Genomic DNA, 25,139 nt, shown 5'->3' with positions numbered 1-25,139 from the left:
AGCTTAGCGTCTTACCGTCTGAAGATTAAAGTATTCCGATAGCGGCACGATCCGCCCCTGCTCATGCCAGTTCCGATATGCTTCGAAAACGCGTAAGACGTCCCCGTCATATCGTTCCTCGATGAGATGGTGGATTGCGAGAAAGCTCCGCCAATAATCAAACATGATACTCGACAGACTACCGGTATAGGAGAAACTCCCAAATTGATCAATCGAGCGCGCTCCATACTCCTCCTGAAAGAGCTCGACCAGTTCTGTCTCAATTGTCGTAATTCGCTTGAATGCTTCGTCCGACAACAAATGCTTGCGGGGTAGATACTCACACATCCCCTCTTCGAACCAGATTCCGTCTTCTCTCTCATCGTCGAATTCATCAACGAACAAATCCAAGTGATGGGTCAGTTCATGACCAGCAATCGTCAAGACGTGATCTTCCGCGAGCGTTTCGTAGAACGCTCGAATATGCGGTACGTCCTTCCCGTCGAGTTGAGACAAAAATAACGTTCGCCATTCTGCAACGTCTGGTGATATGTAAATTAAGTCCTTATTCGTAAATGCTGGAATCGGAATGTCCGAGAAGACGGTCGTCGCGAGTTCCGCTGACGTCCAAACGATTCCTTTCGGCACGTCGATCAGTTGATACTTCTCTTGTAAGATCGTTTGATACTCGTCTAACCGTGCTTGAAAGCGATGCGTGACCGCTTCGTATTTGTCATAGTCCGTTTTTGTCTCAAACGCAAACAGTTGTTTCATGTTCTCTATCACCCTTCATCATAAAAATATACGATTTCATTTTAACATATATTGGATAAACACTAAAAAACTACCTTCCTCAGGTAGTCGTGGATTGCAGATAAATCCTTCTTTCGTTAGTTTAAGTCATAACATTTGGATATTCGTACGAATAACGGTATTATAGACACATCAAGTCTGTAATTAAGGTGAGAATATGAAATTATCAAAAGCAACCAATTATGCACTCCATACGATGTTATTTTTAGCTGTAAATCAGCCTCATGATCATATTGGTGTAGCCTCGTTAGCCAAGCAACAAGGCGTTTCACCCACATACCTCTCGAAGATTTTAACTAAGCTAGTCAAAACGGGTATGGTGATCTCGACTACTGGAGCTACAGGTGGATACAAATTAAAACCAAGTTGGGAAGAGATTTCATTGCTTGATGTCATCATTGCAATTGAAGGCGTACCATCCATGTCTGATGCTTGTCTTAATAACAATCCGAACTGCTTGATTCAGAAATCAATCGAGGCTGCTGAACACAAATTTTTAGATTCATTGAGACACACGCTTATTAGTGATTTATCTACTCAAGTTAATGAGACATCATCCATTTGAAAAAACATGATGTCTTATGCTTTAATTACAGACACTAAGACTCTTTAATATCTTTTATTCAAAAGGAGGAGACGTTCATGAACGTATATGATTGCATCGTGATTGGTGGAGGTGCCGCCGGATCAGCCGCTGCCCTAACATTAGGAAGAGCTCGAAGAAATATTTTGATTGTGGATGATGCTACAAATCGAAATCGTGTCACACAAGAATCACATGGTTATCTCACTCGAGATGGAATTACACCGTCAGAGTTTAGGGAGATCGGATTAAAAGAGCTACAAGCATATCCGTCCATTACGATTTGCAACGAAAAAGTCATCGAAGTAAAACAAGATAATCAGAATCATCTGTTTGAAGTTTCAACTGGTCAGCATCGTTATACAACTGAAACGCTACTACTCGCAACCGGAATTCAAGAAGAATTCCCCCTGGAGGCAATCAAGGAGTATTACGGAAAAAGTTTGTTTAGTTGTCCCTATTGCGATGGTTGGGAGATGCGAGATTTACCCTTAGCCGTCATTGCCGAAGATCCAGCCTTTGCTCACCATTTAGCAAAGCTCGTTTTCAATTGGTCAAAAGATTTAGTTGTTTTTACAAATGGTTTTGAACTATCTGAAGACGTTCGGAACGATTTAGATCGTAACCATATTCAAGCATACACCTCAAAAATCAAACGCCTACATGGAAAGGCAGGTATTCTAGAACATATTGAATTAGAAGATGGAACAATGGTTGCAAGACAAGGTGGATTCGTCGTTCCTAAATTCTATCGTTCAAACGATTTGGCTCAACAATTACGATGTACATTCGATGAGAGTGGAGCCATCGTAACAGATGGAACTGGTCATACATCCGTTGAAGGGGTATACGTTGCCGGAGAGACTGAAAAAAGCGGTCCTTCTTCTTTATTGCTGGCAGCCGCTGATGGCTCCCGTGCAGCTGCAAGCATCAATTTCGATTTATCATCTAAACGATTTTAGGACTTCAACAAGAATACATCCTGTATCATCTTCAAGATGATACAGGCGTTGAATGACCCGTTTGCCAAAGTGAAACTAAATCAAAAGCCTTCCCGATACAATCGAGAAGGTCTTTTTTGAATGATATTATTTACGCTGAACGATATCGTAGTTCATTCGTTTTTTGTATGTTATACATTTTTTTCGAGCAATGAACACTCAAAAACAATGGCTTTCAAGCTACTGAATCATTATATTTCTTCTGCAATTAACACGAGGACGTTACCGAATTTTTGCCCAGCGTCGACATAACGATGGGCTTCGACGATCTCATCAAGCGAATAGATATGGTCGATGACGGCTTTAAATCGTCCCGCTTCAAACAGTTCATTCAAATAGTGTAGATCCTCTTTCCGTTCTCTCGCGACACCTTGCCCCGCGACGGATGCAAAGGCACCGTTTTGTTTGACGTGCCGTTTCGCTTGCGTCTTATTGATCTTTCCGGACGCATCGAAGACGGCATCGTACTTCAGCAACAATCCATCGTAGCCGTCCTTTGTATAATCGATGACGTGATCGGCACCGAGCGCTTTGACCCGCTCCGCGTTTCGTCCACTACAGACAGCCGTCACCTGCAGCCCTTTTGCTTTGGCGATCTGAACGGCAGCCGTCCCAACAGCACCCGACGCACCGTAAATTAAAATCGTCTTCATCTGATCGATTTGGAGTTTCCGGAAGAAATGGAGCGACGTCGTACCACCGAACGGGAGACAGACCGCTTCCGTGTACGATGCGTGCTGCGGCATTTTTGCAATGCAACGTTTCTCAGGAACGCACGCATATTCGGCGTATCCACCGAAGCCAAATCCGGTCAAGGCATGGACACGGTCTCCGACTTGAAACTGCTTGACGTCTCGACCGACTTCGACGACTTCACCGGCAAGAACAACGCCAAGAATTGGTTGTCTCGGTCCCTTAAAGCCAACAGCTAGGCGCATCGGAAGCTTCCCCAACAGCGGAACATCGAGCGAACGCATGCGACGATCTCCGGAATGGACGGCAGATGCATATACTTTAATCAGTAGATCGTTTGATTTTGGAACCGGGCGTGGTACCTCTGTGATGTGCAAGACGTCAGGGGATCCGTAGCGGGTACAGATGGCTGCCTTCATCGTAATGCCTCCTCATATCGAGATGATGGTATTCCCTTAATCATACGCCGATTTCGATCCGAATTCCTGTTGTTTTGGAGTAAGAAAGTTTTTTTAATTCGCATCAATCAGCATCACAACTGGTAAAATTTATATAATAATAAGATTTCATCTAACCCTATTAACTGACGAAAGCAGGTGCCTGGTTCATGCCGACACGTCGGTGGCTTTTCGCTTTTATTCTATTCCTTAGTTTGCCGCTTAGTGCCTGTACACACGAGAACGATGCACGTATCGTCGAGAAAATTACGGGTGATACGTTATTCATCGCTCCGAGTGAACAAAATCCGGACGAACAGTATGCATTGACGGAGATTCGCGTCACAACGGACACGATCGTGTATGGGAAAACGGATAACACGGCTGCCATTCAGACGGGTGACACGATTCAAGTGACGTTTTCAAAGGACTCGATTGTCGCGACCGAGATCCGTCGAACGAAAAACTAAGAAAGAGGGTTATCCATGATAGTCCAAGTACTTCGCCATCTACGCAATATTTTCATGATTACCACTGCGATTTTTGGTTCATCCTATTTTTTTCAAAAGAATATCGGTAATGATCTCATTGATTTCCTGTTCATCGGAATCATAGGTGCGATTGGTTTTTTCTTTACCCTCGGACTACTCTGGTATCTCAAACGAAAAGAAACACACGGTTTTTAATAAGTTTGTCAAAGGAGACGCAATCATGATGGCACGTACGAAAAAATTACACCTTCTTCAGTTGAAAGTACTCTTCGCGCTTCTGATCACGCTTTCGATGATTGGTGCTATTTTCGCACCTCATTCTGTCGACGCGGCGACAAAGGAATATACGTCGTACAAAAAACTAAAACTCGGTATGACCGCGACAGACGTCGCAAAATCGCTCTACGGAAAATCATATAAGAAATACATAAAGAAAGAACATGGCGTCACGACACTCAATCACAAGGTAGTATTGAGTGAGATCAAAGACGACTATGCTTTATACGCTTTCTCATTTTATCCGTACGATGAAAAAAACGATCATTGGTCTTTACAGCGCATGCATCTGATCTTCAAAACGAAACAAAAAGGTCACACGTTATATCTTGTGCAAAAGGAATACACCCCTAAAACGCCTTCGAAAAAACGACTCTTACCAGGAAAGAAATTTAAACCAGGCATGACGATAGCTGAATTCGATCATATTCTTTCGGGCAAAGGGCTAGGTGTCATGACGGCTCACCGCACAGAAGATTACTCTAAGATCGGAAAAGCCTATGATGACAGTACAGTCGAATATCCAGAAAAACAGACATCGCTCTTTTACTCGTATCGGAATCAAACGGGTGATGATTGGATGATCGTTGAATTTAAATATGATTTCGATCAAAAAAAATATATCGCTCAAAAATAACGAGTATTCATCTTCAGATGAATACTTTTTTACTTTTAATTGAAATTGATTGAATCTTTTTACAGAAATATTCGTAAAAATCTGTATACACGAAAGGAGCTCGACACACATGTATGATTTGTTATTGGCCGTTGGTATTTGTCTCGTTGGATATTGGTTCTACTATGTCTTCTTACTCGGATTCAAAAAAGGAAATATCGTCATGACGTTTAACGAGCGTTTCATCCATCATGAAGACCATATTCAAGCTGTTAAGCGAAGACTAAAGGACGACGGTCGTCACTTCGAGTATCTTGGAGATCGCAAATTCATCGTCGATGGAAAACCGTATCTATTCATGGAACGGACGGTTCCAGGAGATTTTGGTCCCCTGCAACAGACGATTCTAAAAGGTCAACGTAAAGCGTTCTAACCAAAACACCGCTCCTTCTGTCAATGACAGAGGGAGCGATGCTTATTTGATTAAGCATTATTCAGGTGTATGTGCATACAATTCATCCATGACGCGTCGAATCGCGGGCAATGAATGCTCTAAATCAATCCAGGTTTTAAAATAATACTCGAAAAAGACACCTTGGTTCCGCATCCGTTCTAATGTATTAATCGGATCTCCTTCGGTGACCCAATCTAGGTTCTCAAAATTTGTATAACTATCCGTACACGATACGTCCTCCTCGTGAATGCCTGACTCTAAATAATCATTCGAACAGGTCTCATTTTGTACATCGATTTGTCGATAAAAATCACGAATTCCTTCCTTTGGACGATTGATATGGTAGGACTCACCCGTTTGATAACTCTCCTGGTAGTACCATTCCCACAAGATGACCCATTTCCAGACCAACCCATCGATTAGATAATGGCCGATTGCCCGGTCCATCCGGCAAAAGTTAAATCGAAACGTCCGTTCACCAAAGTTTGTCTTCAGATCAAGGACGACTTTGATATCATTGGTTTCCGGCGGATGACCGAAAAATAAGATGCCATGCTCGAATCCTTGTGCAAACTCCTCGATTGACTGGCGTCTGCCGGCTTTATCCTCAAAACTGACTGTAATCGAATCGAACTGAACGATTGATTGCTCCATCTTTTTTCCCCACCTTGTATATGTATTCAAAAAAGTGAGCCTCGAGCGAGACTCACTTTTGTTCGTCATGACGAGACGACTTCTCCACCCGTCAAATCAATATGTCCTTCTCCCCATGCGCACATCGCGTCAAGAATCGGCTTCAGCGACCAGCCGTACTCGGATAACGAGTAGATGACTTTCGGTGGGACTTGTTCAAAGACCGTCCGGATGATGACGCCGTCTTCTTCTAACTCGCGCAATTGTTGCGTCAGCATTTTTTGCGTAATCGTCGGCATTAGCTTGCGGAGCTCACTCGTCCGACGCTCGCCTTTGATCAAATGACACATGATGACGACCTTCCACTTTCCGCCGATGACTTCAAGTGTTGCTTCGACCGGGATATTGTATGGCATATATGTTCCATCCTTTCGTGATTCCGTTAAGGGCATAGGTACTTTTTAGTGCCTATCGTACTTGAAAGTGCGTACTTCCCAAGCAGATTAGCTGGCTATATGATAGCAATTGTCAACGGAAAGTACAACCTCCTTTTAGACCTTGCATCTAAATGAAGGAGTAGGGTACTTTTTAGTGTCTATCGCACTTTAAAGTACGTACTTCCCGAAATGAAACACCCCGGTTATGCTGGGGTCATGTCAATCGGATCATGTTTGGTCGGGCCCACCGGACACGATCCCTACTGAAATCATTTTTAGGAGGAATCCCCATGAATCAATTAAACTCACAGATCCAGGAGGAACAGGTCCCAAGAAATGGCGGACTTGCCCTACTTGCCTTAGCAATCAGCGCCTTTGGGATCGGTACGACGGAATTCGTTCCCGTCGGACTGCTCGCAGCGATCGCTGGTGACTTAAATATCGGTATCACACTCGCTGGTCTCATCATCTCTGGTTACGCGATCGGTGTCGCTGTCGGTGCTCCCATCCTGACAGCACTGACGAACCGGATGAACCGGAAAACGTTACTGATGGCATTGATGGTCGTCTTCATCGCTGGTAACCTCGTCTCAGCGATTTCACCGACGTTTGAATTGTTGATCGTCGCCCGTTTCATCACTGCTTTCTCACACGGTGTCTTCTTCTCGATCGGTGCGACGATTGCCGTCCAGCTCGTACCGGAGCATAAAAAAGCGAGTGCCATCGCCTTGATGTTCACAGGTCTGACAGTCGCAACGGTCACAGGTGTACCACTTGGAACATTCATCGGTCAATCGTTCGGCTGGCTCGCGACGTTCTTCGCGGTTGCTGCACTCGGTATCATTGCGATCATCGCAAGCTTCTTCTTGATTCCAAAAGACTTGAAACAATCACCACCTGCTAAGTTCTCCGACATGTTCAAATTGTTGACGAACGGACGCTTGATGCTTGGCTTCTTGATCACTGCCCTCGGTTACGGTGGAACGTTCGTCGCCTTTACGTACTTGACACCAATCATGCAGGACGTCACGAAAATCAGTCCGAGCTTGATCAGTATCATTCTGCTCGTCTACGGAATCGCGGTTGCGATTGGGAACACGGTCGGTGGAAAACTCGCGAACGGTAATCCGATTAAAGCGTTGTTCTATATGTTCATCATCCATGCCATCGTCATGATCGCCCTCTCGTTCATGATTCCGTTCAAGGTCGCCGGTATCATCGGTATCATCTTAATGGGACTCCTTGCGTTCATGAACGTCCCTGGACTCCAGCTCTATATCGTTCAGTTGGCTGAAAAATATGTCCCAGCAGCAGTCGATGTTGCATCTGCCTTGAATATCGCAGCCTTCAACATCGGCATCGCACTCGGAGCAACGATTGGTGGTCTCGTCACCGATACGATCGGTCTCGTCCACACGCCATGGGTCGGCGGGATCATGGTTATCCTTGCCGTCATCCTCACAGCTATTTCTCGTCGTCTTGAACATCAATAAGGAGGATTACTATGTTGAACGATCACAAAAGTTATCAGCGGATGTACCGGGAGGGCGAGCTCACGCTCGGTCTCCACGTCCCGCTCGAGAATTTCAAGATGCGAACGCCGACGCTTGCCAATCAAGTCGAGCTCGCACAAAAAGCAGAGAACTATGGTTTTACGACCCTCTGGTTACGCGACGTTTTATTAAAGGATCCTTATTTTCTTGATCCGGCTGTCGGACAGATTCATGACATGCTGATATACGGGACGCATCTCCTTAGCCAAACGAAACAAATCGCCCTCGGAACGTCAGCACTCGTCTTACCGCTCCGTCATCCGTTACGCTCTGCGAAGGAAGTCGCGACGATTGATGCGTTGTTCCCGGAACGTTTGATTCTCGGCGTCTCGTCCGGTGACCGGCAAGCCGACTTCCATGGACTCGGTGTCGATCATCCGAGCCGTGGTGCTCAGTTCAAAGAAGCACTGCAAGTGATGGAGCAAGCTTTATATGAAGATTATCCGCAAATCGATTCGACGTACGGGGAAGTCCGTGGCGCGACACTCGTGCCACGACCAAAGAAAAAAATCCCGACGATGATCACGGGTTTCGCACAGCAGGATATGGACTGGCTCGCTAAAAACGGCGACGGCTGGATGTATTATCCGCAAGGACCGTTCGAACAAGCACGTGCCATCGAACAATGGCGTGCAGCGAGTCAAGCAGCCGGTGATACAACGTTTCGTCCGTTTTCGATGCCGATGCATCTTGATTTATCCGCGAATCCGAACGAGGAAGCGACACCGATTCGACTCGGTTTCCGAATCGGTCGCAATCGACTGATCGAGTTGCTAGAATTGTATCGTGAGCTTGGCGTCAATCATTTATTCTTCGCGCTATTCGACGGTGAGCGATCAGCAGAAGACGTCATCGATGAACTCGGAACGTACGTCGTGCCGCATTTCCCTCCCTTATCATGATGACTTATATAATTAAAAGTAACATTCATGAAACCCAGTCCCTTCTCGGAACTGGGTTTCATGTCGTTTCATTGCACATCACTTCGAATACATTCTTCCACTTTCGGGGATTGTTTTTTAACCAATTGCACATTCCGAACATTTATCCCTTTACTTTTGAGTTCTCATGAACTTATAATAAATTCAAGATAACAATTACCTTAAAGGAGGAAGCGCTGTTGACACTACTCATTGCTTTTCTAGCCATCGTTTTCATCATGCTCGCTCTTGACCTTGGAGTCTTCCATCGTAAGGCACATGAAGTTTCGCTTCGGGAGGCCTGGACGTGGACGTTCGTCTGGATCGCAATCGCCGTCGCCTTCGGGGGCTGGCTCTACTTCGATCAAGGTAGCTCCGCTGCAATCGAATATACGAGCGTTTATTTCATCGAGAAGGCTCTCGCGATTGATAACGTCTTCGTCTTCTCACTCGTCTTCGCATACTTCGCGATTCCATTGAAGTACCAGCACAAAGTCTTATTCTGGGGTATTCTTGGTGCAATCTTCTTCCGCGTCATCTTCATCGTCGCTGGTGTTTCGTTGCTTGAGAACTTCGCTTGGGTCTACTACATCTTCGGAGCGTTCCTCGTCTACACTGGTTGGATGATGTACAAGAACATCGGTCAAGAGACGTCGCTCGAAGAGAACAAAACGATTCGTTGGTTAGAGAAACGTTTACCGATCACGCAAGACATCTCGTCTGGTAAGTTCGCGAAACGAATTGATGGGAAGTTGTTCTTCACGCCACTCTTGATCGCGCTCGTCTTCATCGAGATCTCGGATATCGTCTTCGCCGTCGACTCGGTCGCAGCAAGCTTCGCGTACTCGCGTGACCCGTTCATCATCTTCTATGCGAACATCATGGCGATCCTTGGACTCCGTAGTCTCTACTTTGTCCTCGCGAACTTGATTGATCGTTTCTACTACTTGAAACACGGTCTCAGCTTCATGCTCGTCTTCATCGGAGCGAAGATGATCTTCAGTGACGTCTACAAAATGCCAATCTGGATGTCGCTCGGTACGATCGTTCTCGTCATCTTGATTAGCGTCTTCTACAGCTTCTACAAGACGAAGCCAGGAAAATAATCGATCGTAATGCAACAGGGAGTGGATCCGTTGATCCACTCCCTGTTTGTGTTAGCCGACCTGTTCGAGCCGACCTTGATTGATGCGGTAGACGGCGTCACAAAGTGCGTCGATATCCTGTTGATTGTGACTCGTCAAGATGATCGTCTTCCCTTCTTTTTTGAACGACAACAAAAGTTCCCGCAGACGCAAGACACTATCGTGATCGAGTGCATTGAATGCCTCATCCAAGATCAAGATGTCCTGCTGTTCCATGATGGCTTGCGCGATTGCGAGCTTTTGTTTCATTCCGAGCGAATATTGTTTGACCTTCTGACGATTGCCAGGCTGTAAGCCGACGGTCCGCATCGCTTGTTCGATGTCAGCATCTGTGATCACTTTTCGGATTGCTGCGAGTTGCTTTAAGTTCTCAAACCCTGATTTATGAGCGATATAACCCGGTCGATCGATGATGACGCCGACGTTTTCCGGAAAGCGTCGTGTCGGACCGAGCTGTTCATTCCGGACGGTGATCGTTCCCGCGTCCGGATGGATGAAGCCGCAAATCATCTTGAATAAGACGGATTTTCCTGAACCGTTCGGTCCCGTAATGCCGACGATGTCTCCTTTTTGAATCGTCAAATCGACGTCTGCGAATAACGGATTACCTTGATACCCTTTCGTGACCTGCTCGAGCTTGATCATTTCCATGATACGTCCTCCTTATATTCGTATGCTTTTTTGAAACAGAACATATAACCAGACAAGTGAAAGCCCAACATAGATCAACAAAACGATCAAGAGATGTGTCAGACTAAACGACTGCAACTGGGCGAATCCATTCAATCCGGACGGAAAGATGCCATACTGATTGAAATTGGGCAGTAAGAAAACCGATAAGACGCCGAACAAACCGAGCATCGCGTATCCATCTGGGAATTGCCACAGCAAGATGAAGCTGAAGAGTGAATAAAGCATTAATTGTAACATCGAGATGCCAATCAGTTGCAGCAACAACTGCATCGTTGAAATCGATAAAAGGCTTGTCGAAAGCGATAGCGATACGCCTTGCAGCATTCCGATTACCATCGTTCCGAGGATCAGAAGTGAGAGAGCAAGTAGATAAAAACGCCCTTCCCTTACGAAGACATGTAGTGCCCATTTCTCGAGTCGTTGGTAACGCATCCACGTGTATGGTCCGATTGCCGTCATTTGTTCCTGCAGACGCAATTGACTTAAGTAAGCGAGTCCGAAGAAAAGTATCAGATGTGACACGAGTTGCAGAAACGAACTGTCCTCCGCACTGACACCGTAAAACACGACGACGAACAGATCACCAATCGTTTGCAGCTCAGTTGACGCTCGACTACTACTGAGGAAGATGTACAGACTAGCAAGCATCGCATAGACTAGATACGGCAATAATTCTTTTATCGAAGTCAGTAGCTGACGGAGCGATTGAATCCATTGGACCGATAAATAAATCAGTGCGATCACGAGACTGAGGATAACGAGTGCCATCAAAGGATGCATTATATTGGATACAGCCCCGACAGAGAAATACACAGCGGGTGAAAAGAACTCTCCTACTCCAAACGATGATTTAAAACTAAAGATACACCAAAACACTACCCCTGCCGCCTGTAGCAACAAGCCATTACGTTTTTCATGCAACAGAAACACAAGACACATCAATCCATGTAGGACAATGCTCACAAGCAGCCACAGAATCAGTTGTAAGAAAATCACTGACAGGGGTGAGCGGAAAGTCGTAACGAGATGATGACTGATGTTACCACTCGTTGCGAGTTGACTGTATGGACTCCACTGCAACGTAAACGATTGATCGCTAGCACTAAGAAGACTCAGCAGCAAGACGAATCCGAACAGTGACAGGACAGCGCGTACATACCGTTTTGTCGAGTAGTACAGCCAGTACCGAAATGAGCCGACCCGAATCAAAATCGTCGGTTCATACTGCTGTTCAATCGTTCGAAACGAGAGGAACAGCAGTAACGGCATCAGGAAAAAGAGGATTAGGTACATATCATTTTGAATCGCAAATGTGATGTCCCACGTGTTGACGTCTTTGCCGAATTCTTGTGCCTCGGACAGAACTTCTTGTCGTCTATACCATGCGACGTAGCTGATCACGAGGATGAATAGACTGTTAAGTACAATCGAAATGTTTCGTGTCCTCTTCATGATTGGAAGATCCACTCCGGTTTCGGTCGAATCATCGTTAGATAGAGCGTGATGTTAACGACGATCAAAATAGCAAACGGCACGAACACCGTCCAAAGCGGTTGTTCCGTGATATTGAACGGAAAGACCGTACTGATGGGCGAGAACTGTGGTGCTTGCATGATACCCGCGACGAAATTAAAGACATGATAAGCGACGAACGGTAACGAAATTGCGAGATAGACTTGTTCGAGCGCCAAAATCAACAAATAAGCAAGCGTCGCATACACGGCTCCGTTGAGTCCAATCCAAGCAGCATAGAGGACGGCATAGAGTAACGGATGAATGTCCGCCAAGAACGAAAATGCATTTGAGGTCTCATATGTCTTTTCGCTGAGAGACCAATAGTCAACGAGACCGATGACTGGTTCGACATAATGAATGAGGACGAACGTCACGATTGTCATTAAAAAGAACACGAGTCCTGTCAGCATCGCATTGACGAAACCGACCGCAAGCAGATAATCCTTTAGACTCGCACGTGTTCGGACATATGTCAGATAGTTATCCTTGTATTCAGCGATGAAGATTGGCAAGAAGATCAAGACCGCAAGTACCGGAAACAGCATCGGGATCGTTCCTGATAGCGTCTCCTCGAACACTTCGATCGGTAAGAAGAACTGATAGCCTTCATAAATGAAACTGAATTGAAGCACCGGTAACCCGAGAATGATCAGAAGATAGAACACGCATCGTTTCACCGTGAACGCTTGCGACCAAACGAGCTTGATTTGCTGCGACATATGACCCCTCCTATTTTCGTAATGCCCAAAACCAATAACCCAGGACGTTAAAGAACACGACTGAGACGATACTTAATAGATGCAATCGTCCTGCATGATAGAGCTTGATGATGCTCCAAATGACGGATGTCACGAGATAAATCGTCATGCCGATCAACGCGAACACCGCACCGAATTTCGTAACATCGAAACTTTCTGTCGTCGTCAGGTGCTGTTCGTCAATCAGATACATGCCGTGTGAAATGAACAACTCCGGTAACCAAATCGATTTATGAATGGTGAAATCACGTGAAGACGCCGCGTCTTGTCCGGAAATCGATACTAGCAATAGATGATCTTCTAAAATACGTTCATACGCTTCAATCGAGCGTTCATTACCATAAAAGGCATCCGCATAGGCGAGTGACTGATGCTGGCTCAACATCATCGTGCCGATAAAGCATAGTATCGTTGCAGTAGCTATACTAATCCCGATTCGGAGCAACCACGAAGCGAACGTCCGCTCTTTTCGATAGACCCACGTCAAGAGCTGATTGACATGTTCCTTGCTACCGTAGCGATACATGGCAAGCTTCGTCGCTTCTTCTTCCGAATAACCTTGAATCATCAAGTCTCGCATCGATTGTTCGAGATGGCTACGCGTCTCTTCCATGACGTCAATGATTTCCGGATCCGTCACATCCGCATCTTGATACAAGTCGCGGACGAAATGATCGAGTTTATTCAAGCGCACCGTCTCCCTCTTCAAGAAACTTCGGGAGTAGTTGCTTCAGAAAACGCCATTCGCGTCGTTTTTTCGCAAGAAGGATTTCTCCTTCAGTCGTCAGCGTATAATATTTACGTCGCCCGCCGCCCGCTGCTTCGTCACTCCAATAGGATTTGACGAATCCTTTTTTCTCAAGTCGTTTGAGTGACAAATAGAGTGTCGCCTCTTTCAGTTCAAACTGCTCGTCTGACGTTTGCCGGATCGTCTTCGCGATTTCATACCCATATCGGTCTTGTTCGTTCAGCAACGACAAGATGATCGTGTCGACATGCCCCTTTAACAGTTCTTTATCGATTTCCACCCCGTCCAACCCCTTCCTTATTCTGGATGTATCAGTACCTTTACAATAAACTGAATTACTCTGTAATGCAAAGTACTTTTTACAACTTATGGGAATGAATCAACGAAAAAGCACGCTCCTGTTTAAGAGCGTGCCCAGTCGGTTTAGTTCAATAAGTCGTTTACTTTCTTCGAATCTTCGATAAAAGGCTTCGTGAATGCCTTCAGTGCTTTCTCATTATCGTACGACGTAAAGTCTTTTCCATACCAATCGCGAAGCTGTTGTTTCGTAAAGTGATACGAAGCATCCTCGATCGTCATGTTGACGTGGTCGACATTCGGAATCAATGTGAACAGTGCTGTTGCATTGTAGATTGCCGTACGATGACTTTTTTGTTCGACCTGTCCTTCTTCGAATCCAGCATAACGTAACGTGAGTTGATACGGTTTATCCTTCGTCGACAGTTCTATCTTCTTTAACTGATCGCCATGGGGTAGCTGTTGGACGATGTCTCGTACGTTACTGTTATCCCCTAGATATGTACCTTGTTGATCAAATACATCGGTTTGTGTTGCCGCTGTTCCGCAACCTCCGAGTATCAGCATGCCGCTCACTAGAGCAATTGCGCCGATTCTCTTTCTCATCATACTCTCTCCTTTTAGTAGACCGATTATACCTAATAAACGTAATCAAACAAAGAAAAGTTTCAAAATAAAGGAAATCAACGCTTACGTGAACTCGATGCTCTTTGTTTTGAGGAGAGTAAACTGTACAAAATACTTACACCTGCAACAATTAAAAGCTTTATAACACTAAAACGAGTGAACCTTAAAAAGCGTATCCTTTAATCTTTTGAGCTAACGTTGCTTCCAGAATCCAATCGATCGTATATCCGATGCTGAAAGATAAAAGCAAACTGAGAAATAAATAAGTGATGATAGCACTAAAAATAAATCTTTTGATGATCATGATATCCCTCTCTTTTTCAAAATGGAATAAAATAACTATTCGTTCATATAATAAGTAGATCCTTTAAGAAATATCAAAAACAATAAGTCATTTCCCTATATAATGTTAATTACTATGCTACTCTATTATTATTCGAAAGTTCGAAAATCCAGTTATACCTATTCACGGAGGTCTCCGATGCTACAAATGTCTAACTTACTCATTCTGCTCTTTTTATTCATCTTCCTAACATGCGGACTCGCTTTCGCTTTATTTTGGATCATCAAAAAAATCAAATCGTAACTACGACAATCCGGCCTCTCAGACGAGAGAAGCCGGATTGTTGTTCATTTCATAGAGTTGTCGGATGTGACTCACGATGTCGTTCGCTGTTTCCGGTACAGGCGGCATCCAAAGACCCGTCACTGGACCGTAGACGACGGGATTGATTGCCACTTCGTACCCACCATACGGATGTTCTTCCGCTGTCGGCAAATAACCGATATAACCGTTCGTATAGCCTCCGAAAAAGGCGAGTTCCGTTTGACGGAATCGCTTTATCTGTAGCGCTGTCTCACAGAACGGCTCCATCGGGATGCCTGAGAACGAACCATCATTTAGTTCAAACAATTGAACTTCGACCGGGATGGTGAGTGTTGTTCCCGATTGCTCTTGAACGTACGCCAACCATCGTGCTGCGCTGACGCCCCATGTCTGTTCAGCGTAAGTTGCCATGTCTTGTAATTCGTTCGTATCCAGTACTTCTGTTAAACGCATCGGATAGATCACCGACTGAATCCGGTGGTGCGTTAACGGTTGATACGACACTTCTGGAATCGTCGTCAAGACGTGTCCACTTAAAGCAAACGCCATCTTCTGTAGACTTGCTAGGTCACCGCGATATTTCGCATTGATGTTCCCCGTCGCCCCTTGGACGATCACGACTGGACAGCCGAGTGCCTGTTCGAGTATCGTTCGAGCGACACCCGGATAATCACCGGATAAGACGACACTGTCTGATTTCAAGACGTTCGGATGCGCTGTACAGAAAACGAAGGCTCCGACGAGACACGCATCATCGGCACGTCGAACCAATAGCGTTCCGATTCGATCATCCGTCACTCCCAGCGGATCCGTTCCCATCACCGCGTGACCATTCCTTTTCTCCCGTCGGTTGACACCGAGTTTCCCAGACGTCACACCCCAACCAATCTCAACCGACTGCATCGCTTCGCTTGCTTTGACGGCAGATACGATCGCTTGTTGCGTCAAGATCGTTTTGTAGGCAACGATCAACGGCTCGTTTCCTGCTGTCGCTGGTCCTGAATGTGTATGCGTATAAACGACCGTAATCTGTTCCTTCGAGACGTCTAGTCGGTCTGCGATACCTTCACGGATGGTATCGGTATCTGCGACGAGCAAACCGATGTTATCGATGCTGACAAAAACCGATGTCGTCTGCTCACTCTCGAAGATGCTCGCTGTGACATATAGCGAATCGTGTATGCTTGCGACACCGACTTCTCGGTGATAACCGATGAAGGCGGCACCGAGCGGCGGATTGATTTCTTCCCGATGTATTCCAAAACGACTCATGTCTGACGTTCCCCCTTGAGTAACACACTATTTCTTCCATATACTAACATTAACTACAGTAGAGGAGGACATGAAGATGTCGATTCGTTGGAAGGAAGAGATGCTTCAGTTCGAGACGTTCCGTGAAGCCGAAGTTTGGGCGGACTCGATCACGAATGAGATCCATGGTCGTTCAATTACCGGTTATTGCACCCCTGACTTTAAAGTCGCGACGATTCTTGCTTTTTATCTGGCGGAAAACCCAGACTATCGCGTACGTTCGGCAACGGTTCACCTCGATGAAGAGATCTATTATCAAGTCTGGGTCGAGATACTCGATTCACCCTGACTTCATGAATTGTTCCAGGACGATTTCCTGAAACGCACGTGTCACGGGTGAGCCCCACTTCGACTGTTTCGTGAGCAGATGGGCATACATCGGTTCGAATGTCTCATCATGATGAATGACTTTCAACGCACCAGACTCCACTTCCTCCGCTACAGTCACATACGGTAACACAGCAAAACCAAGACCGTTCATCACCATCTTCTTGATCGCCCCGATACTCCACAATTCTTGCGTCTGAAACGAGATGTCTTGGTTTCTGACGCACGCCTCAAACATCGTTCGGTAACTACACCCTTCTTCATTCGTCAGATAGACGTATGCGTCTGCGGAAGAGCGAATCGCGTCAAAATGATCCGGCATCGTCGGATGACCAATGATGACGATCTTTTCTTCTCTCAAAACGTCATGCGTACAACGTTCGGCGATAAACTTTGGATACAGCATCAAGGCGACATCGACCCGTCCATGTAAGAGTTCGTCTTGATTTTCCTTACATGTTCCATTCGATAAGATGATGTTGACATTCGGATATGCTGTCATGAACGTCTGTAAGACGGAACCAAGACGAGAGATCGTCAGTGACTCTGGCGCAGCGATTTTCAAGACGCCTTCAAAGGGATCCTGTTGTTGAATCGACTTGATTTTCTCATGTGTCGCTAGTAAGTCTTCAGCTAACGGAATGATTTCCTGACCTAGCGGTGTAAGCTGAAGCTTACGATTGGCATAGAAAAACAAGGCACCGCCTACTTCTTGTTCAAGCAATTGCATATGGGACGTGATCGTCGATTGCGTGTAGCCCAGTTCACTCGCAGCTGCCGTATAACTCCCTGTCTCAATGATCTTCAAGAAGCTGATCAAGTGGCGAATTTCCATTCTGATACTCTCCTTTCATCATTCCATCGAAAAAAATGATGGAATAATTTTTTATTTCAATTTTATTTATCGTTCTTGTCATCTTACACTAGAATTCAAGTATTCGATAGTATGAAAAAGGAGTTTTCTCATGAATGTTGTTGCTTTTTTATCTTATGTCATCATTACGTCCATCACACCTGGACCAAGTAATCTGTTAGTCATGCATGAATCGAGCCACTTCGGTTTTCGTGGTGCTTGGCGATTTAATACCGGAATCTTACTAGGGTTCATGATACTCGGGTTGGTCAGCGCATTAGGGACGACAGTATTACAAGCGACGTTGCCTATGATTAAACCGATTCTGCAGTGGCTTGGTGCCGCATACCTCTTCTATCTTGCCTATAAGATTGGTTTCCCGAAACAGACAGCAAGTCAGATCGATACCGTGCCAGCGACATTTTTATCCGGTCTGTTGTTCCAACTCATCAACGTCAAGAGTATCCTCTTTTTCTTGACCGCCTTATCGACGTTCATTCTGCCGCATAGCACGTCTACTGTAGAAATCGTTCAATACACGTCGTATGCCATCATTCTCGGTTGGATCGCCTTATTGCTTTGGGCAGGAAGCGGCTCCCTGTTTCGTTCGTTATTTCAAAGATACGATGTCGCGTTTCGCGTCATTATGTGTGGCTTACTCCTTTATTCAGCTGTGACGATTTTTCAGTGAGATGCAGAAAAAGGACAACACACCTCAGTTGCGAGGCATGTTGTCCTTTTTTAATGCAATCATTGCTTCCACTGCCGCGTCCATCCGCTCTTGTAAGCCGATCTTATTTAAGACGACGAGTCCTTCCGTGAAGACGAAGAGCAACGCAGTTTGCTGATCGACATCTTCCCCCTCTGTTGGTACATAGATCTGTTTAATCCAATCGTCGAACGATTCTCCGATCGTCCGCGTGATCGACGTATACGGTTCCCCCTGACTCGTTGCGAGGTGGGTGATCTCAAACCAAAGATTCAAATATGGCTTGATTCGTGGCTCATCGATCGCTTGTCGCAGAAAACGGACGAATGCCGTGAACTCGAGTTTTAGATCCGGTTGCTGTAGTAAATCAATTAATTCTTGGCTAATCGCAGTCAACACCGCGGTTTCGATATCTTGTTTATCCTTGAAATAATGCATCAGCATCCGGTCACTCGTCCCGGCAGCGGTCGCCATCTTCTTCAGACTCATCTCCTTGATGCTTGATGCTAACGTCGCTTGTGCGATGTGATGCGTATAGTCCTGTCGCTTATGTTCAAACTTATCCATATCCGATCGACTCCTTCCCTTTCCATCATACTCGATTTTAAGAAACGGACACCATGCAAAAAAGCATCCACAAAGGATGCTTCATTTTAAAAATTGATTGATGATCTTCTTAAAAGCAAGATCCAGTCGGACGTTCTCGTCTTTCGTCAGCTGTTTCGCTTCTTCAAAGACAGCTGCTGCTTCCTCGAATTTATTCTCGTAAATCAAGATCGTCATTTTCCCACGTTCGGGTCCAACGCGCTCACTCGACGTCTCACGTTCTCGTACCATCGCTTCAGCTGCGCGATCCACGCGCTCTATTCGGTCTTGCTTACTGATTTTTTTCTTGATCAGTTTTCGTTCGAGTTCTTGTACATATGGAAGTGATTTAATCAACGTCAATGCCGGATCAATCGGTTCATATTGGGCGACGAACGCTTCCATTTGCTGTCGCTCGTAATCGATGACTTCTTGATAGAGTGGTTTACTTTCCTTCGCTAATGCCTGCTCGACCTTGACGAGTCGTTTGACTTCTTTTTTCATTGCGACCATTCGTTTATCGAACGCTTTTTTCTCAGACGATGTATCGACTGCTTTTAGATCAACTCGCATCGCTCTGATTTTTCTTGACTCCTTCACGTTATCTGAATCGTATTTTTCTACTTTCGGATTATACTGCTCGACCGCAGTCCGATATGCTTCATTTTGATAATAAGAAGGAATTTTGATTGGGGATTTGGAGCTAAGATCCGATAAGATGTTGCCGTACTTCGTGATGACCTTCAATTGATCGGCACGGTATTTTTTATAATCGAATGCTTTTTTCGTCTGGACCACTTTTGCTTCGACAAGACTGCTTCCACTTCCGATACTCGCTCCACTCATCAATAAGGCTACAGCTGCACTACAGGCGAAGATTGTTCGCAATCGCTTTACCTTCATATGTTCGCTCCGTCCCTTCTCATCATCCTACGTTTCTTTTTCCGTATTATACCAAATTGAACAGCATCACATTTTGTTATTTGACGGATCAGGGTAATAACTTTCCTTCTACATATACTCGATTGACGTTCGATTGTAGTACATGCTACATTTATTTGTAGTAAACACTACATTTATAAGGAGGATCCTTCATGAAAGAATCTCAAGCTTCATTTGTAGACACCATCCCGAAACCTTTATTGCTCATCATTACGATCGCATTCGCTGTTTTAACTGCGTTTTCGATAATTGACTTTGGTGTACTTGGCATCTTTGCGGAAGCGACACAAAACACGGCGACGCTCCAGATTTTCGTCGATCTGATTCTCTGCGCCCTCTTCATCATCGTTTGGCTCCGTCATGATACACGTCGTACCGGACGAAGCTTTCCGCTTTGGGCAATCATCACCCTCGCGATTGGTGCGTTCGGACCTCTACTCTATTTGTTGACTCGAAAATCATGACGTTCTGACACGTGCCGCATCTTCGGTACGTGTTTTTCTTAAGACAAACTTAAGAAAGCGACTCCGTCTATCAACAGAATTCGACCGTATCCTAAGAGGTAGATTACAACTTAAAGGAGTTTTTTACCTCATGAAGAAAGCCATCTTTGATACGATCGTCCACTTAAATGCTCGACCCGTTGTTGCGAACACACTAAAACGGTTTGCGATGAGTCGCTTTAGTAAACCGCTCATCCGACCTTTTATTCGCACCTATCACATTCAGACGGATCAAGCGCTGAAGTCCGTTGATTCGTTTACCTCGCTGCACGATTGTTTCGTACGCGAGTTACGTCCCGGTATGCGACCAATCGCAACCGCGCCGGATGCCTTCGTCAGTCCGAGTGACGCCGTACTTTCCATCGTCCCAGCATTAACGCAAGATAGTCGGTTTACAATCAAAGGACAGGACTATACCGTTACTGAGCTGATCGGCTCGAGCGAACGCGCCCAGGATTACGCGAACGGTGTCGCCTTGATTTTCTATTTGAGTCCGACCGACTATCACCGTGTCCATTCGCCAGTCACGGGCGAAATCACGACGAGTTATACACTAGGGCGAGAATCAGCACCCGTCAATGATATGGGACTACGATTCAGCAAACGTCCGCTGACACGCAACTATCGTCGGGTCACGCGTCTGCAAGTCGATCACCGAACGATCGAGCACGTCATGGTCGGTGCGCTGAACGTCAATACGATCGTTCAGACACATCAAGGACGCCTGCTGGAGCGTGGTGCAGAGTTCGGCTACTTCTCGTTTGGTTCGACCGTCATCCTCGTCTTGCCACCGGACACCGTCGAACTCGCACCAGGCATCGAACGTCGCGTCAAGATGGGGGAGCAGATTGGACGCTGGATCCCATAAAAATGGATTCCCTTTTTGTTAAGATTCCTGACTAAGAAAAACATTTGAATTTGCTAGACTAAAGGAAACCACTGTTCAATGGGATGGTAACCGTGAAGAGCAGTTGACGTTAACGTGTATCGAAATGCAATAACTTACAAAACGGGAAAGAGGTTATATCATGAAAAAAGTCGTTTTATTATACGCTTTCTCGATTATGACGGTATGGATATTAGTTGGTTGCAATAATGAAGAGATAATGCAAAGTACTAGTGAAAAACCGACGGCATTCGAAGTTTTGAGCGAAGATTCTAAAGCAGACATTTTTCAATTCAATGATACGATCTACCAATCAGATGTAGCATGGGCAGAAAAAACCGAAGTCACTCAGAAGGAAAAAGTCGGAGAAATTAAAAGAAGAAGTTCGGATAGAGACGATTTTGATAATGGGACTGCTACGAAACTCTCTAAGGGTACCGCCCTATACTCTACTAAAGAAAGAAATGAGATTCTGATAGTCAGCTTCAACGGGAAATTAAAAAAGTACGTTGCTTTAGGAGAAGGTTAATTTGTCTATAAGAAAAGGCATCCTCAGCTAAGGATGCCTTTTCTGATTTAGATCACGACGATAATAGCCGCATCTGATCAGCCGTTAACGACTTTTTCAGCTACTTCTTCATTCATCGACTGACGATTGATTGAGAAACGCTCGCCTTCTTTCAAGCGTTTGCGATATTCCGCTGTAGCTGTGAACAGAACATCTGTCGAAGAGTTGAGTCCTGTTTCAAATGAATCTTGCAACACTCCAATGATGAAACCAACGGCAACGACTTGCATCGCGACATCGTTCGGAATTCCGAATAAGCTACATGCAAGTGGAATCAAGAGAAGTGATCCGCCAGCGACACCTGACGCTCCACATGCACAGACCGCAGCGAGTACACTCAAGATGATGGCTGTCGGAATATCGACTTGAATCCCGAGCGTATTGACGGCAGCAAGTGTCAGAACCGTAATCGTAATCGCCGCCCCCGCCATGTTGATCGTGGCACCGAGCGGAATCGAGATGCCGTATGTCTCTTTATCGAGACCGAGCTTCTTACACAATTCCATGTTGACTGGGATGTTCGCTGCCGAACTACGTGTGAAGAATGCCGTGATGCCACTTTCACGTAGACATTTAAAGACGAGCGGATATGGATTTTGACGGACGTTGATGAATACGATCAATGGATTAACAATGAGTGCGACGATAAGCATCGTACCAATCAACACGCCCAATAATCCTACATACTTACCGAGAGAACCAAGTCCATTCTCTGTGACTGAACCGATGACGAGACCCATGATTCCTAGGGGTGCCAGTTTGATGATCCAGCCGACCATCTTAGCGATACCATCTGAGAAATTCGAGATGAACGTTTTTGTTGTGTCGGAAGCATTTTTTAATGCGAGTCCTAAGACGATCGCCCATGTCAGAATTCCGATGTAGTTCGCTTGAATGAGCGCATTAACGGGGTTGTCGACCATGTTCAAGACAAGTTTCTTAAGGACTTCGATGGCGTTTCCAGGAGCTGACAGCTTCTCTGCGCCTTCTGTCAGTGTAATCGTCACTGGGAACAAGAAACTAACGACGACCGCAATCGCACCCGCTAAGAATGTACCGAGCAGATATAAGAAGACGATGGATTTCATGTTCGTTTGCTGACCTTTTTTGTGTTGCACAATCGAAGCCATAACTAGGAAAAAGACCAAAATCGGCGCGACTGCCTTTAGTGAGGAAACAAATAATGTTCCAAAGATGGTCAAAGAACTCGCTACTTCAGGAATCGTGACGGCTAAAATAATCCCTACGATCAAGCCAATCGCGATTTGTTTCACTAAACTGATTTGGTTCCACATCTTCAACAATTTCATACGTTCCCCTCCAGGCTTACAAAAAATAAGTTATTTAGAATTCGAAAAACGATGACTTCTCTCTTCTACTCAAAAGGATGAATAGTCTAGTCATTCACTTTTCTAAAAATTCTCGCAGTTTGTTGTGTTCTATTTTTGCATAAATCGTGTGAAATAAAAACTAGTTTTTTGCAAGAAATATGATTCCTTTTCCTGGATGTTAAGTGAGCATACGAATGCAATCGATTGCATAATTACAAAAAAAGTAGAAGAAGATGCGTTCCTTCTCCTACTTAATTATGTAAACTAAAATGTTTCACAGATGTTGATTGACCTTTATTCTCTCTTCAGCAGTCTTCTCGAATTTAGTATTGACAGGTATCGTTAACGCTCTAAGCGTCGGATGAATTAAGAAATAGCCGGCAAAGCCAAAATAGCCGATACTAGAGATCAATAAGATTGCTGTACTAGAAGACCATTCTCCGAAAATGCCTCCCGCAAAATATCCAAGTGGACTTAACGACCCTAACAGTGAAGAGAGAAACGAAAAACCTGTTCCTAAATAGTCCGACGGAAGATTGACTTGGATGAGCGTATACAGATATATGCTGTTCACACCGATTCCAATCCAAGCGATTCCAAATAAAACGATGGGAAGCACCCCAGCATCATTTACTAAAAACGCACCAATCCAAAACAGACCGGATAGGAGCGCTGCAATCGGCATGACACGATTAAGAGCAAACGTCTCCAAACGACTTGATATCAATGTTCCGATCATCGTTCCAAGTGAAATTGCTGCTAACCAAAACCCGTACTCTGCTGATGTCTCAGAAATGATTGGTAACACCGCAAGTCCCATCGTCGCAAGAAAATTCATCCCGATGATGCCATATATGATGGTCAGTAGTTTCTTCTGTTGCTTGACAACATAAAATCCTTCATTGAAGTCTCGCTTATACTGTTGCCAAAAGTTTCGTAAGGAAATGGGTTGTTCTTTTTTCGAAGATGGGACTTTGAGAACTAACAAAAATAAGAACCCGATCCCTAGCAATACGATACTATTCGCAGCGAATACGATTCCGACGCCGACAAACAAAATCACGATACCTGCTAACGCATCCGCAATCAAATCAAGCGTTTGATAAGAAAAGGCGAACACTGAATTGACTTTCGTCAACTGATCATTTGATGCCAGTCGCTCGATGAGTGTATTTTCGGTGGGATACGAGATTTCCGCTAATGTTAACGCTAAAAACAGAATAACGAGCAGTAATGGAATCCAGAGCGTCTCGTTAAAATAAAGCAAGGTGATGATTCCGACCAAAACGGTTTGCCCGACGCCTGAGAAAAAGAGGAGTTTCTTTTTCGAATAACGATCAATGATCGGACCGTACAAAAATTGAAGCGTCACGGGTAACACAGCAATCGTACTCGTTAATCCGACCAGAAATGGCGAATTCGTCGTCGTCTTGACGAACCAAACGATGGCAATCATATAAAAGCTGTCCGATATGTTCATCAGAATTCTACCAAGTAACAAGATGACTAGTTGCTTGTTCAATCGCCTTCCCCTCTCTCCAATAGTTAAATTTTATTGAACTTTATTGTAGAGTAAAGGACTGGAAGAAAAATGTAAAGCGATAAGTTCAATTTAATTTAACTACACCCTTGAAAAAATGCTTCTTCGTAAATAGAGCCTTTACGAAAAAGCACGTTTAATACTATGTAGATGATGTCCTTGCGTCGTACATAAAAACGATTCCTTCTTTGATCTATTCCGATTCAACACGATATCGCCTCTAATCCTTCTATCGTCCGCTTGAATTTTGGATGATTCTCGAATCAAACGTTGAAATTCTGAAATCAGCGTTCTAAAACGGTTCATCA

30 protein-coding genes are annotated in these 25,139 nt (G+C 45.0%); 14 read left to right on the top strand and 16 right to left on the bottom strand.

What is annotated here, in order from left to right; translation table 11 throughout:
• Nucleotides 1-3: 3 nt before the first annotated feature.
• Nucleotides 4-753 (bottom strand): collagenase, encoded by a 750-nt coding sequence (locus KNQ11_RS03895; RefSeq protein ID WP_214769761.1) that lies wholly within the window; start codon nucleotides 751-753, stop codon nucleotides 4-6.
• A 196-nt stretch (nucleotides 754-949) separates the two neighbouring features.
• On the opposite strand from KNQ11_RS03895, the gene KNQ11_RS03890 reads away from it, so the two are divergent.
• Nucleotides 950-1,357 carry an RrF2 family transcriptional regulator gene (locus tag KNQ11_RS03890; protein ID WP_056061047.1) on the top strand — a complete coding sequence of 136 codons (408 nt, stop codon included), beginning with the start codon at nucleotides 950-952 and terminating at the stop codon, nucleotides 1,355-1,357.
• A gap of 77 nt (nucleotides 1,358-1,434) precedes the next feature.
• Nucleotides 1,435-2,337: an NAD(P)/FAD-dependent oxidoreductase gene (locus tag KNQ11_RS03885; RefSeq protein ID WP_214769758.1), complete on the top strand. Its 903-nt coding sequence runs from the start codon at nucleotides 1,435-1,437 to the stop codon at nucleotides 2,335-2,337.
• Nucleotides 2,338-2,567: 230 nt separating this feature from the next.
• Here the strand turns inward: KNQ11_RS03885 and KNQ11_RS03880 are convergent, their stop codons facing one another.
• Nucleotides 2,568-3,488 carry an NAD(P)-dependent alcohol dehydrogenase gene (locus KNQ11_RS03880; RefSeq protein WP_214769755.1) on the bottom strand — a complete coding sequence of 307 codons (921 nt, stop codon included), beginning with the start codon at nucleotides 3,486-3,488 and terminating at the stop codon, nucleotides 2,568-2,570.
• Between the two features lie 188 nt (nucleotides 3,489-3,676).
• Here KNQ11_RS03880 and KNQ11_RS03875 point away from each other — a divergent pair, with 188 nt between their 5' ends.
• The 4 genes from KNQ11_RS03875 to KNQ11_RS03860 all read left to right on the top strand — a co-directional run bounded on the left by KNQ11_RS03875 (nucleotide 3,677) and on the right by KNQ11_RS03860 (nucleotide 5,322).
• Nucleotides 3,677-3,976, top strand: coding sequence for a hypothetical protein (locus KNQ11_RS03875; protein ID WP_214769752.1), 300 nt, complete (start codon nucleotides 3,677-3,679; stop codon nucleotides 3,974-3,976).
• A gap of 15 nt (nucleotides 3,977-3,991) precedes the next feature.
• Entirely contained in the window at nucleotides 3,992-4,192 is a 201-nt protein-coding gene (locus KNQ11_RS03870; protein ID WP_214769749.1) for a hypothetical protein, read from the top strand.
• Nucleotides 4,193-4,217: 25 nt separating this feature from the next.
• A complete protein-coding gene (locus KNQ11_RS03865; RefSeq protein ID WP_214769746.1) occupies nucleotides 4,218-4,910 on the top strand; it encodes a hypothetical protein in 693 nt (230 codons plus the stop codon).
• Nucleotides 4,911-5,019: 109 nt separating this feature from the next.
• Nucleotides 5,020-5,322, top strand: coding sequence for a hypothetical protein (locus KNQ11_RS03860; protein WP_023468098.1), 303 nt, complete (start codon nucleotides 5,020-5,022; stop codon nucleotides 5,320-5,322).
• Nucleotides 5,323-5,379: 57 nt separating this feature from the next.
• On the opposite strand, the gene KNQ11_RS03855 is transcribed toward KNQ11_RS03860, so the two are convergent.
• Together KNQ11_RS03855 and KNQ11_RS03850 are read right to left on the bottom strand one after the other, a co-directional pair.
• Nucleotides 5,380-5,997, bottom strand: coding sequence for a hypothetical protein (locus KNQ11_RS03855; RefSeq protein ID WP_174316222.1), 618 nt, complete (start codon nucleotides 5,995-5,997; stop codon nucleotides 5,380-5,382).
• Between the two features lie 65 nt (nucleotides 5,998-6,062).
• Complete coding sequence (locus tag KNQ11_RS03850) at nucleotides 6,063-6,392, bottom strand: winged helix-turn-helix transcriptional regulator (protein ID WP_055967696.1); 330 nt, start codon at nucleotides 6,390-6,392, stop codon at nucleotides 6,063-6,065.
• 311 nt (nucleotides 6,393-6,703) lie between these two features.
• Here KNQ11_RS03850 and KNQ11_RS03845 point away from each other — a divergent pair, with 311 nt between their 5' ends.
• The 3 genes from KNQ11_RS03845 (at nucleotide 6,704) to KNQ11_RS03835 (ending at nucleotide 9,992) form a co-directional block, all read left to right on the top strand.
• Nucleotides 6,704-7,906 carry an MFS transporter gene (locus KNQ11_RS03845; protein ID WP_214769743.1) on the top strand — a complete coding sequence of 401 codons (1,203 nt, stop codon included), beginning with the start codon at nucleotides 6,704-6,706 and terminating at the stop codon, nucleotides 7,904-7,906.
• 5 nt (nucleotides 7,907-7,911) lie between these two features.
• A complete protein-coding gene (locus KNQ11_RS03840) occupies nucleotides 7,912-8,868 on the top strand; it encodes a TIGR03571 family LLM class oxidoreductase (protein WP_483299365.1) in 957 nt (318 codons plus the stop codon).
• A 218-nt stretch (nucleotides 8,869-9,086) separates the two neighbouring features.
• On the top strand, nucleotides 9,087-9,992 hold the full coding sequence (locus KNQ11_RS03835; RefSeq protein WP_035397719.1) for a TerC family protein: 906 nt from the start codon (nucleotides 9,087-9,089) through the stop codon (nucleotides 9,990-9,992).
• A 51-nt stretch (nucleotides 9,993-10,043) separates the two neighbouring features.
• Here KNQ11_RS03835 and KNQ11_RS03830 read toward each other — a convergent pair whose 3' ends face one another.
• The 7 genes from KNQ11_RS03830 to KNQ11_RS03800 all read right to left on the bottom strand — a co-directional run bounded on the left by KNQ11_RS03830 (nucleotide 10,044) and on the right by KNQ11_RS03800 (nucleotide 16,548).
• Nucleotides 10,044-10,682: an ATP-binding cassette domain-containing protein gene (locus tag KNQ11_RS03830; RefSeq protein WP_058713542.1), complete on the bottom strand. Its 639-nt coding sequence runs from the start codon at nucleotides 10,680-10,682 to the stop codon at nucleotides 10,044-10,046.
• 12 nt (nucleotides 10,683-10,694) lie between these two features.
• Nucleotides 10,695-12,176: a hypothetical protein gene (locus KNQ11_RS03825; protein ID WP_214769736.1), complete on the bottom strand. Its 1,482-nt coding sequence runs from the start codon at nucleotides 12,174-12,176 to the stop codon at nucleotides 10,695-10,697.
• Nucleotides 12,173-12,958 (bottom strand): ABC transporter permease, encoded by a 786-nt coding sequence (locus KNQ11_RS03820; RefSeq protein ID WP_214769734.1) that lies wholly within the window; start codon nucleotides 12,956-12,958, stop codon nucleotides 12,173-12,175. Before KNQ11_RS03820 ends, KNQ11_RS03825 begins: the two co-directional genes overlap by 4 nt.
• A gap of 10 nt (nucleotides 12,959-12,968) precedes the next feature.
• Nucleotides 12,969-13,691 (bottom strand): hypothetical protein, encoded by a 723-nt coding sequence (locus KNQ11_RS03815; protein WP_214769731.1) that lies wholly within the window; start codon nucleotides 13,689-13,691, stop codon nucleotides 12,969-12,971.
• The gene (locus tag KNQ11_RS03810; RefSeq protein WP_069940541.1) at nucleotides 13,678-14,025 is read right to left on the bottom strand and encodes a PadR family transcriptional regulator; all 348 of its coding nucleotides are present in this window, start codon (nucleotides 14,023-14,025) and stop codon (nucleotides 13,678-13,680) included. Before KNQ11_RS03810 ends, KNQ11_RS03815 begins: the two co-directional genes overlap by 14 nt.
• Before the next feature lie 143 nt (nucleotides 14,026-14,168).
• A complete protein-coding gene (locus tag KNQ11_RS03805; protein WP_214769728.1) occupies nucleotides 14,169-14,648 on the bottom strand; it encodes a DUF4825 domain-containing protein in 480 nt (159 codons plus the stop codon).
• A 625-nt stretch (nucleotides 14,649-15,273) separates the two neighbouring features.
• Complete coding sequence (locus tag KNQ11_RS03800) at nucleotides 15,274-16,548, bottom strand: alkaline ceramidase (RefSeq protein ID WP_214769724.1); 1,275 nt, start codon at nucleotides 16,546-16,548, stop codon at nucleotides 15,274-15,276.
• Nucleotides 16,549-16,624: 76 nt separating this feature from the next.
• Here KNQ11_RS03800 and KNQ11_RS03795 point away from each other — a divergent pair, with 76 nt between their 5' ends.
• A complete protein-coding gene (locus KNQ11_RS03795) occupies nucleotides 16,625-16,876 on the top strand; it encodes a hypothetical protein (protein ID WP_251139626.1) in 252 nt (83 codons plus the stop codon).
• Here KNQ11_RS03795 and KNQ11_RS03790 read toward each other — a convergent pair.
• On the bottom strand, nucleotides 16,868-17,749 hold the full coding sequence (locus KNQ11_RS03790) for a LysR family transcriptional regulator (protein ID WP_214769721.1): 882 nt from the start codon (nucleotides 17,747-17,749) through the stop codon (nucleotides 16,868-16,870). The genes KNQ11_RS03795 and KNQ11_RS03790 overlap by 9 nt on opposite strands.
• Before the next feature lie 130 nt (nucleotides 17,750-17,879).
• Here KNQ11_RS03790 and KNQ11_RS03785 point away from each other — a divergent pair, with 130 nt between their 5' ends.
• Nucleotides 17,880-18,458: a LysE family transporter gene (locus tag KNQ11_RS03785; protein ID WP_214769719.1), complete on the top strand. Its 579-nt coding sequence runs from the start codon at nucleotides 17,880-17,882 to the stop codon at nucleotides 18,456-18,458.
• 24 nt (nucleotides 18,459-18,482) lie between these two features.
• Here the strand turns inward: KNQ11_RS03785 and KNQ11_RS03780 are convergent, their stop codons facing one another.
• Entirely contained in the window at nucleotides 18,483-19,043 is a 561-nt protein-coding gene (locus KNQ11_RS03780) for a TetR/AcrR family transcriptional regulator (protein WP_214769716.1), read from the bottom strand.
• 81 nt (nucleotides 19,044-19,124) lie between these two features.
• Nucleotides 19,125-19,949: a hypothetical protein gene (locus KNQ11_RS03775; RefSeq protein ID WP_214769713.1), complete on the bottom strand. Its 825-nt coding sequence runs from the start codon at nucleotides 19,947-19,949 to the stop codon at nucleotides 19,125-19,127.
• A 206-nt stretch (nucleotides 19,950-20,155) separates the two neighbouring features.
• Here KNQ11_RS03775 and KNQ11_RS03770 point away from each other — a divergent pair, with 206 nt between their 5' ends.
• From KNQ11_RS03770 to KNQ11_RS03760, 3 genes are all read left to right on the top strand, one after another.
• The gene (locus KNQ11_RS03770) at nucleotides 20,156-20,467 is read left to right on the top strand and encodes a DUF2834 domain-containing protein (protein WP_214722968.1); all 312 of its coding nucleotides are present in this window, start codon (nucleotides 20,156-20,158) and stop codon (nucleotides 20,465-20,467) included.
• A 130-nt stretch (nucleotides 20,468-20,597) separates the two neighbouring features.
• A complete protein-coding gene (locus KNQ11_RS03765; RefSeq protein WP_214769710.1) occupies nucleotides 20,598-21,374 on the top strand; it encodes a phosphatidylserine decarboxylase in 777 nt (258 codons plus the stop codon).
• A gap of 160 nt (nucleotides 21,375-21,534) precedes the next feature.
• Complete coding sequence (locus KNQ11_RS03760) at nucleotides 21,535-21,921, top strand: hypothetical protein (RefSeq protein WP_214769707.1); 387 nt, start codon at nucleotides 21,535-21,537, stop codon at nucleotides 21,919-21,921.
• A 77-nt stretch (nucleotides 21,922-21,998) separates the two neighbouring features.
• On the opposite strand, the gene sstT is transcribed toward KNQ11_RS03760, so the two are convergent.
• Together sstT and KNQ11_RS03750 are read right to left on the bottom strand one after the other, a co-directional pair.
• Nucleotides 21,999-23,270, bottom strand: coding sequence for a serine/threonine transporter SstT (sstT, locus tag KNQ11_RS03755; protein WP_149427222.1), 1,272 nt, complete (start codon nucleotides 23,268-23,270; stop codon nucleotides 21,999-22,001).
• Between the two features lie 295 nt (nucleotides 23,271-23,565).
• A complete protein-coding gene (locus tag KNQ11_RS03750) occupies nucleotides 23,566-24,813 on the bottom strand; it encodes an MFS transporter (protein ID WP_214769704.1) in 1,248 nt (415 codons plus the stop codon).
• Nucleotides 24,814-25,139 lie beyond the last annotated feature (326 nt).

It is taken from the genome of Exiguobacterium sp. s39, assembly GCF_018618925.1.
Taxonomy (GTDB): Bacteria; Bacillota; Bacilli; order Exiguobacteriales; family Exiguobacteriaceae; genus Exiguobacterium_A; species Exiguobacterium_A abrahamii.
The sequence above is the reverse complement of the archived record's forward strand: the minus strand, read 5'-3'. Positions and strand labels throughout refer to the sequence as shown.

Bases quoted from the DNA above. Each gene is read 5' to 3' on its own strand.
- KNQ11_RS03895 (WP_214769761.1), bottom strand. From the start codon at position 753: ATGAAACAACTGTTTGCGTTTGAGACAAAAACGGACTATGACAAATAC.
- KNQ11_RS03890 (WP_056061047.1), top strand. From the start codon at position 950: ATGAAATTATCAAAAGCAACCAATTATGCACTCCATACGATGTTATTT.
- KNQ11_RS03885 (WP_214769758.1), top strand. From the start codon at position 1,435: ATGAACGTATATGATTGCATCGTGATTGGTGGAGGTGCCGCCGGATCA.
- KNQ11_RS03880 (WP_214769755.1), bottom strand. From the start codon at position 3,488: ATGAAGGCAGCCATCTGTACCCGCTACGGATCCCCTGACGTCTTGCAC.
- KNQ11_RS03875 (WP_214769752.1), top strand. From the start codon at position 3,677: ATGCCGACACGTCGGTGGCTTTTCGCTTTTATTCTATTCCTTAGTTTG.
- KNQ11_RS03870 (WP_214769749.1), top strand. From the start codon at position 3,992: ATGATAGTCCAAGTACTTCGCCATCTACGCAATATTTTCATGATTACC.
- KNQ11_RS03865 (WP_214769746.1), top strand. From the start codon at position 4,218: ATGATGGCACGTACGAAAAAATTACACCTTCTTCAGTTGAAAGTACTC.
- KNQ11_RS03860 (WP_023468098.1), top strand. From the start codon at position 5,020: ATGTATGATTTGTTATTGGCCGTTGGTATTTGTCTCGTTGGATATTGG.
- KNQ11_RS03855 (WP_174316222.1), bottom strand. From the start codon at position 5,997: ATGGAGCAATCAATCGTTCAGTTCGATTCGATTACAGTCAGTTTTGAG.
- KNQ11_RS03850 (WP_055967696.1), bottom strand. From the start codon at position 6,392: ATGCCATACAATATCCCGGTCGAAGCAACACTTGAAGTCATCGGCGGA.
- KNQ11_RS03845 (WP_214769743.1), top strand. From the start codon at position 6,704: ATGAATCAATTAAACTCACAGATCCAGGAGGAACAGGTCCCAAGAAAT.
- KNQ11_RS03830 (WP_058713542.1), bottom strand. From the start codon at position 10,682: ATGGAAATGATCAAGCTCGAGCAGGTCACGAAAGGGTATCAAGGTAAT.
- KNQ11_RS03825 (WP_214769736.1), bottom strand. From the start codon at position 12,176: ATGAAGAGGACACGAAACATTTCGATTGTACTTAACAGTCTATTCATC.
- KNQ11_RS03820 (WP_214769734.1), bottom strand. From the start codon at position 12,958: ATGTCGCAGCAAATCAAGCTCGTTTGGTCGCAAGCGTTCACGGTGAAA.
- KNQ11_RS03805 (WP_214769728.1), bottom strand. From the start codon at position 14,648: ATGAGAAAGAGAATCGGCGCAATTGCTCTAGTGAGCGGCATGCTGATA.
- KNQ11_RS03800 (WP_214769724.1), bottom strand. From the start codon at position 16,548: ATGAGTCGTTTTGGAATACATCGGGAAGAAATCAATCCGCCGCTCGGT.
- KNQ11_RS03795 (WP_251139626.1), top strand. From the start codon at position 16,625: ATGTCGATTCGTTGGAAGGAAGAGATGCTTCAGTTCGAGACGTTCCGT.
- KNQ11_RS03790 (WP_214769721.1), bottom strand. From the start codon at position 17,749: ATGGAAATTCGCCACTTGATCAGCTTCTTGAAGATCATTGAGACAGGG.
- KNQ11_RS03785 (WP_214769719.1), top strand. From the start codon at position 17,880: ATGAATGTTGTTGCTTTTTTATCTTATGTCATCATTACGTCCATCACA.
- KNQ11_RS03780 (WP_214769716.1), bottom strand. From the start codon at position 19,043: ATGGATAAGTTTGAACATAAGCGACAGGACTATACGCATCACATCGCA.
- KNQ11_RS03770 (WP_214722968.1), top strand. From the start codon at position 20,156: ATGAAAGAATCTCAAGCTTCATTTGTAGACACCATCCCGAAACCTTTA.
- KNQ11_RS03765 (WP_214769710.1), top strand. From the start codon at position 20,598: ATGAAGAAAGCCATCTTTGATACGATCGTCCACTTAAATGCTCGACCC.
- KNQ11_RS03760 (WP_214769707.1), top strand. From the start codon at position 21,535: ATGAAAAAAGTCGTTTTATTATACGCTTTCTCGATTATGACGGTATGG.
- sstT (WP_149427222.1), bottom strand. From the start codon at position 23,270: ATGAAATTGTTGAAGATGTGGAACCAAATCAGTTTAGTGAAACAAATC.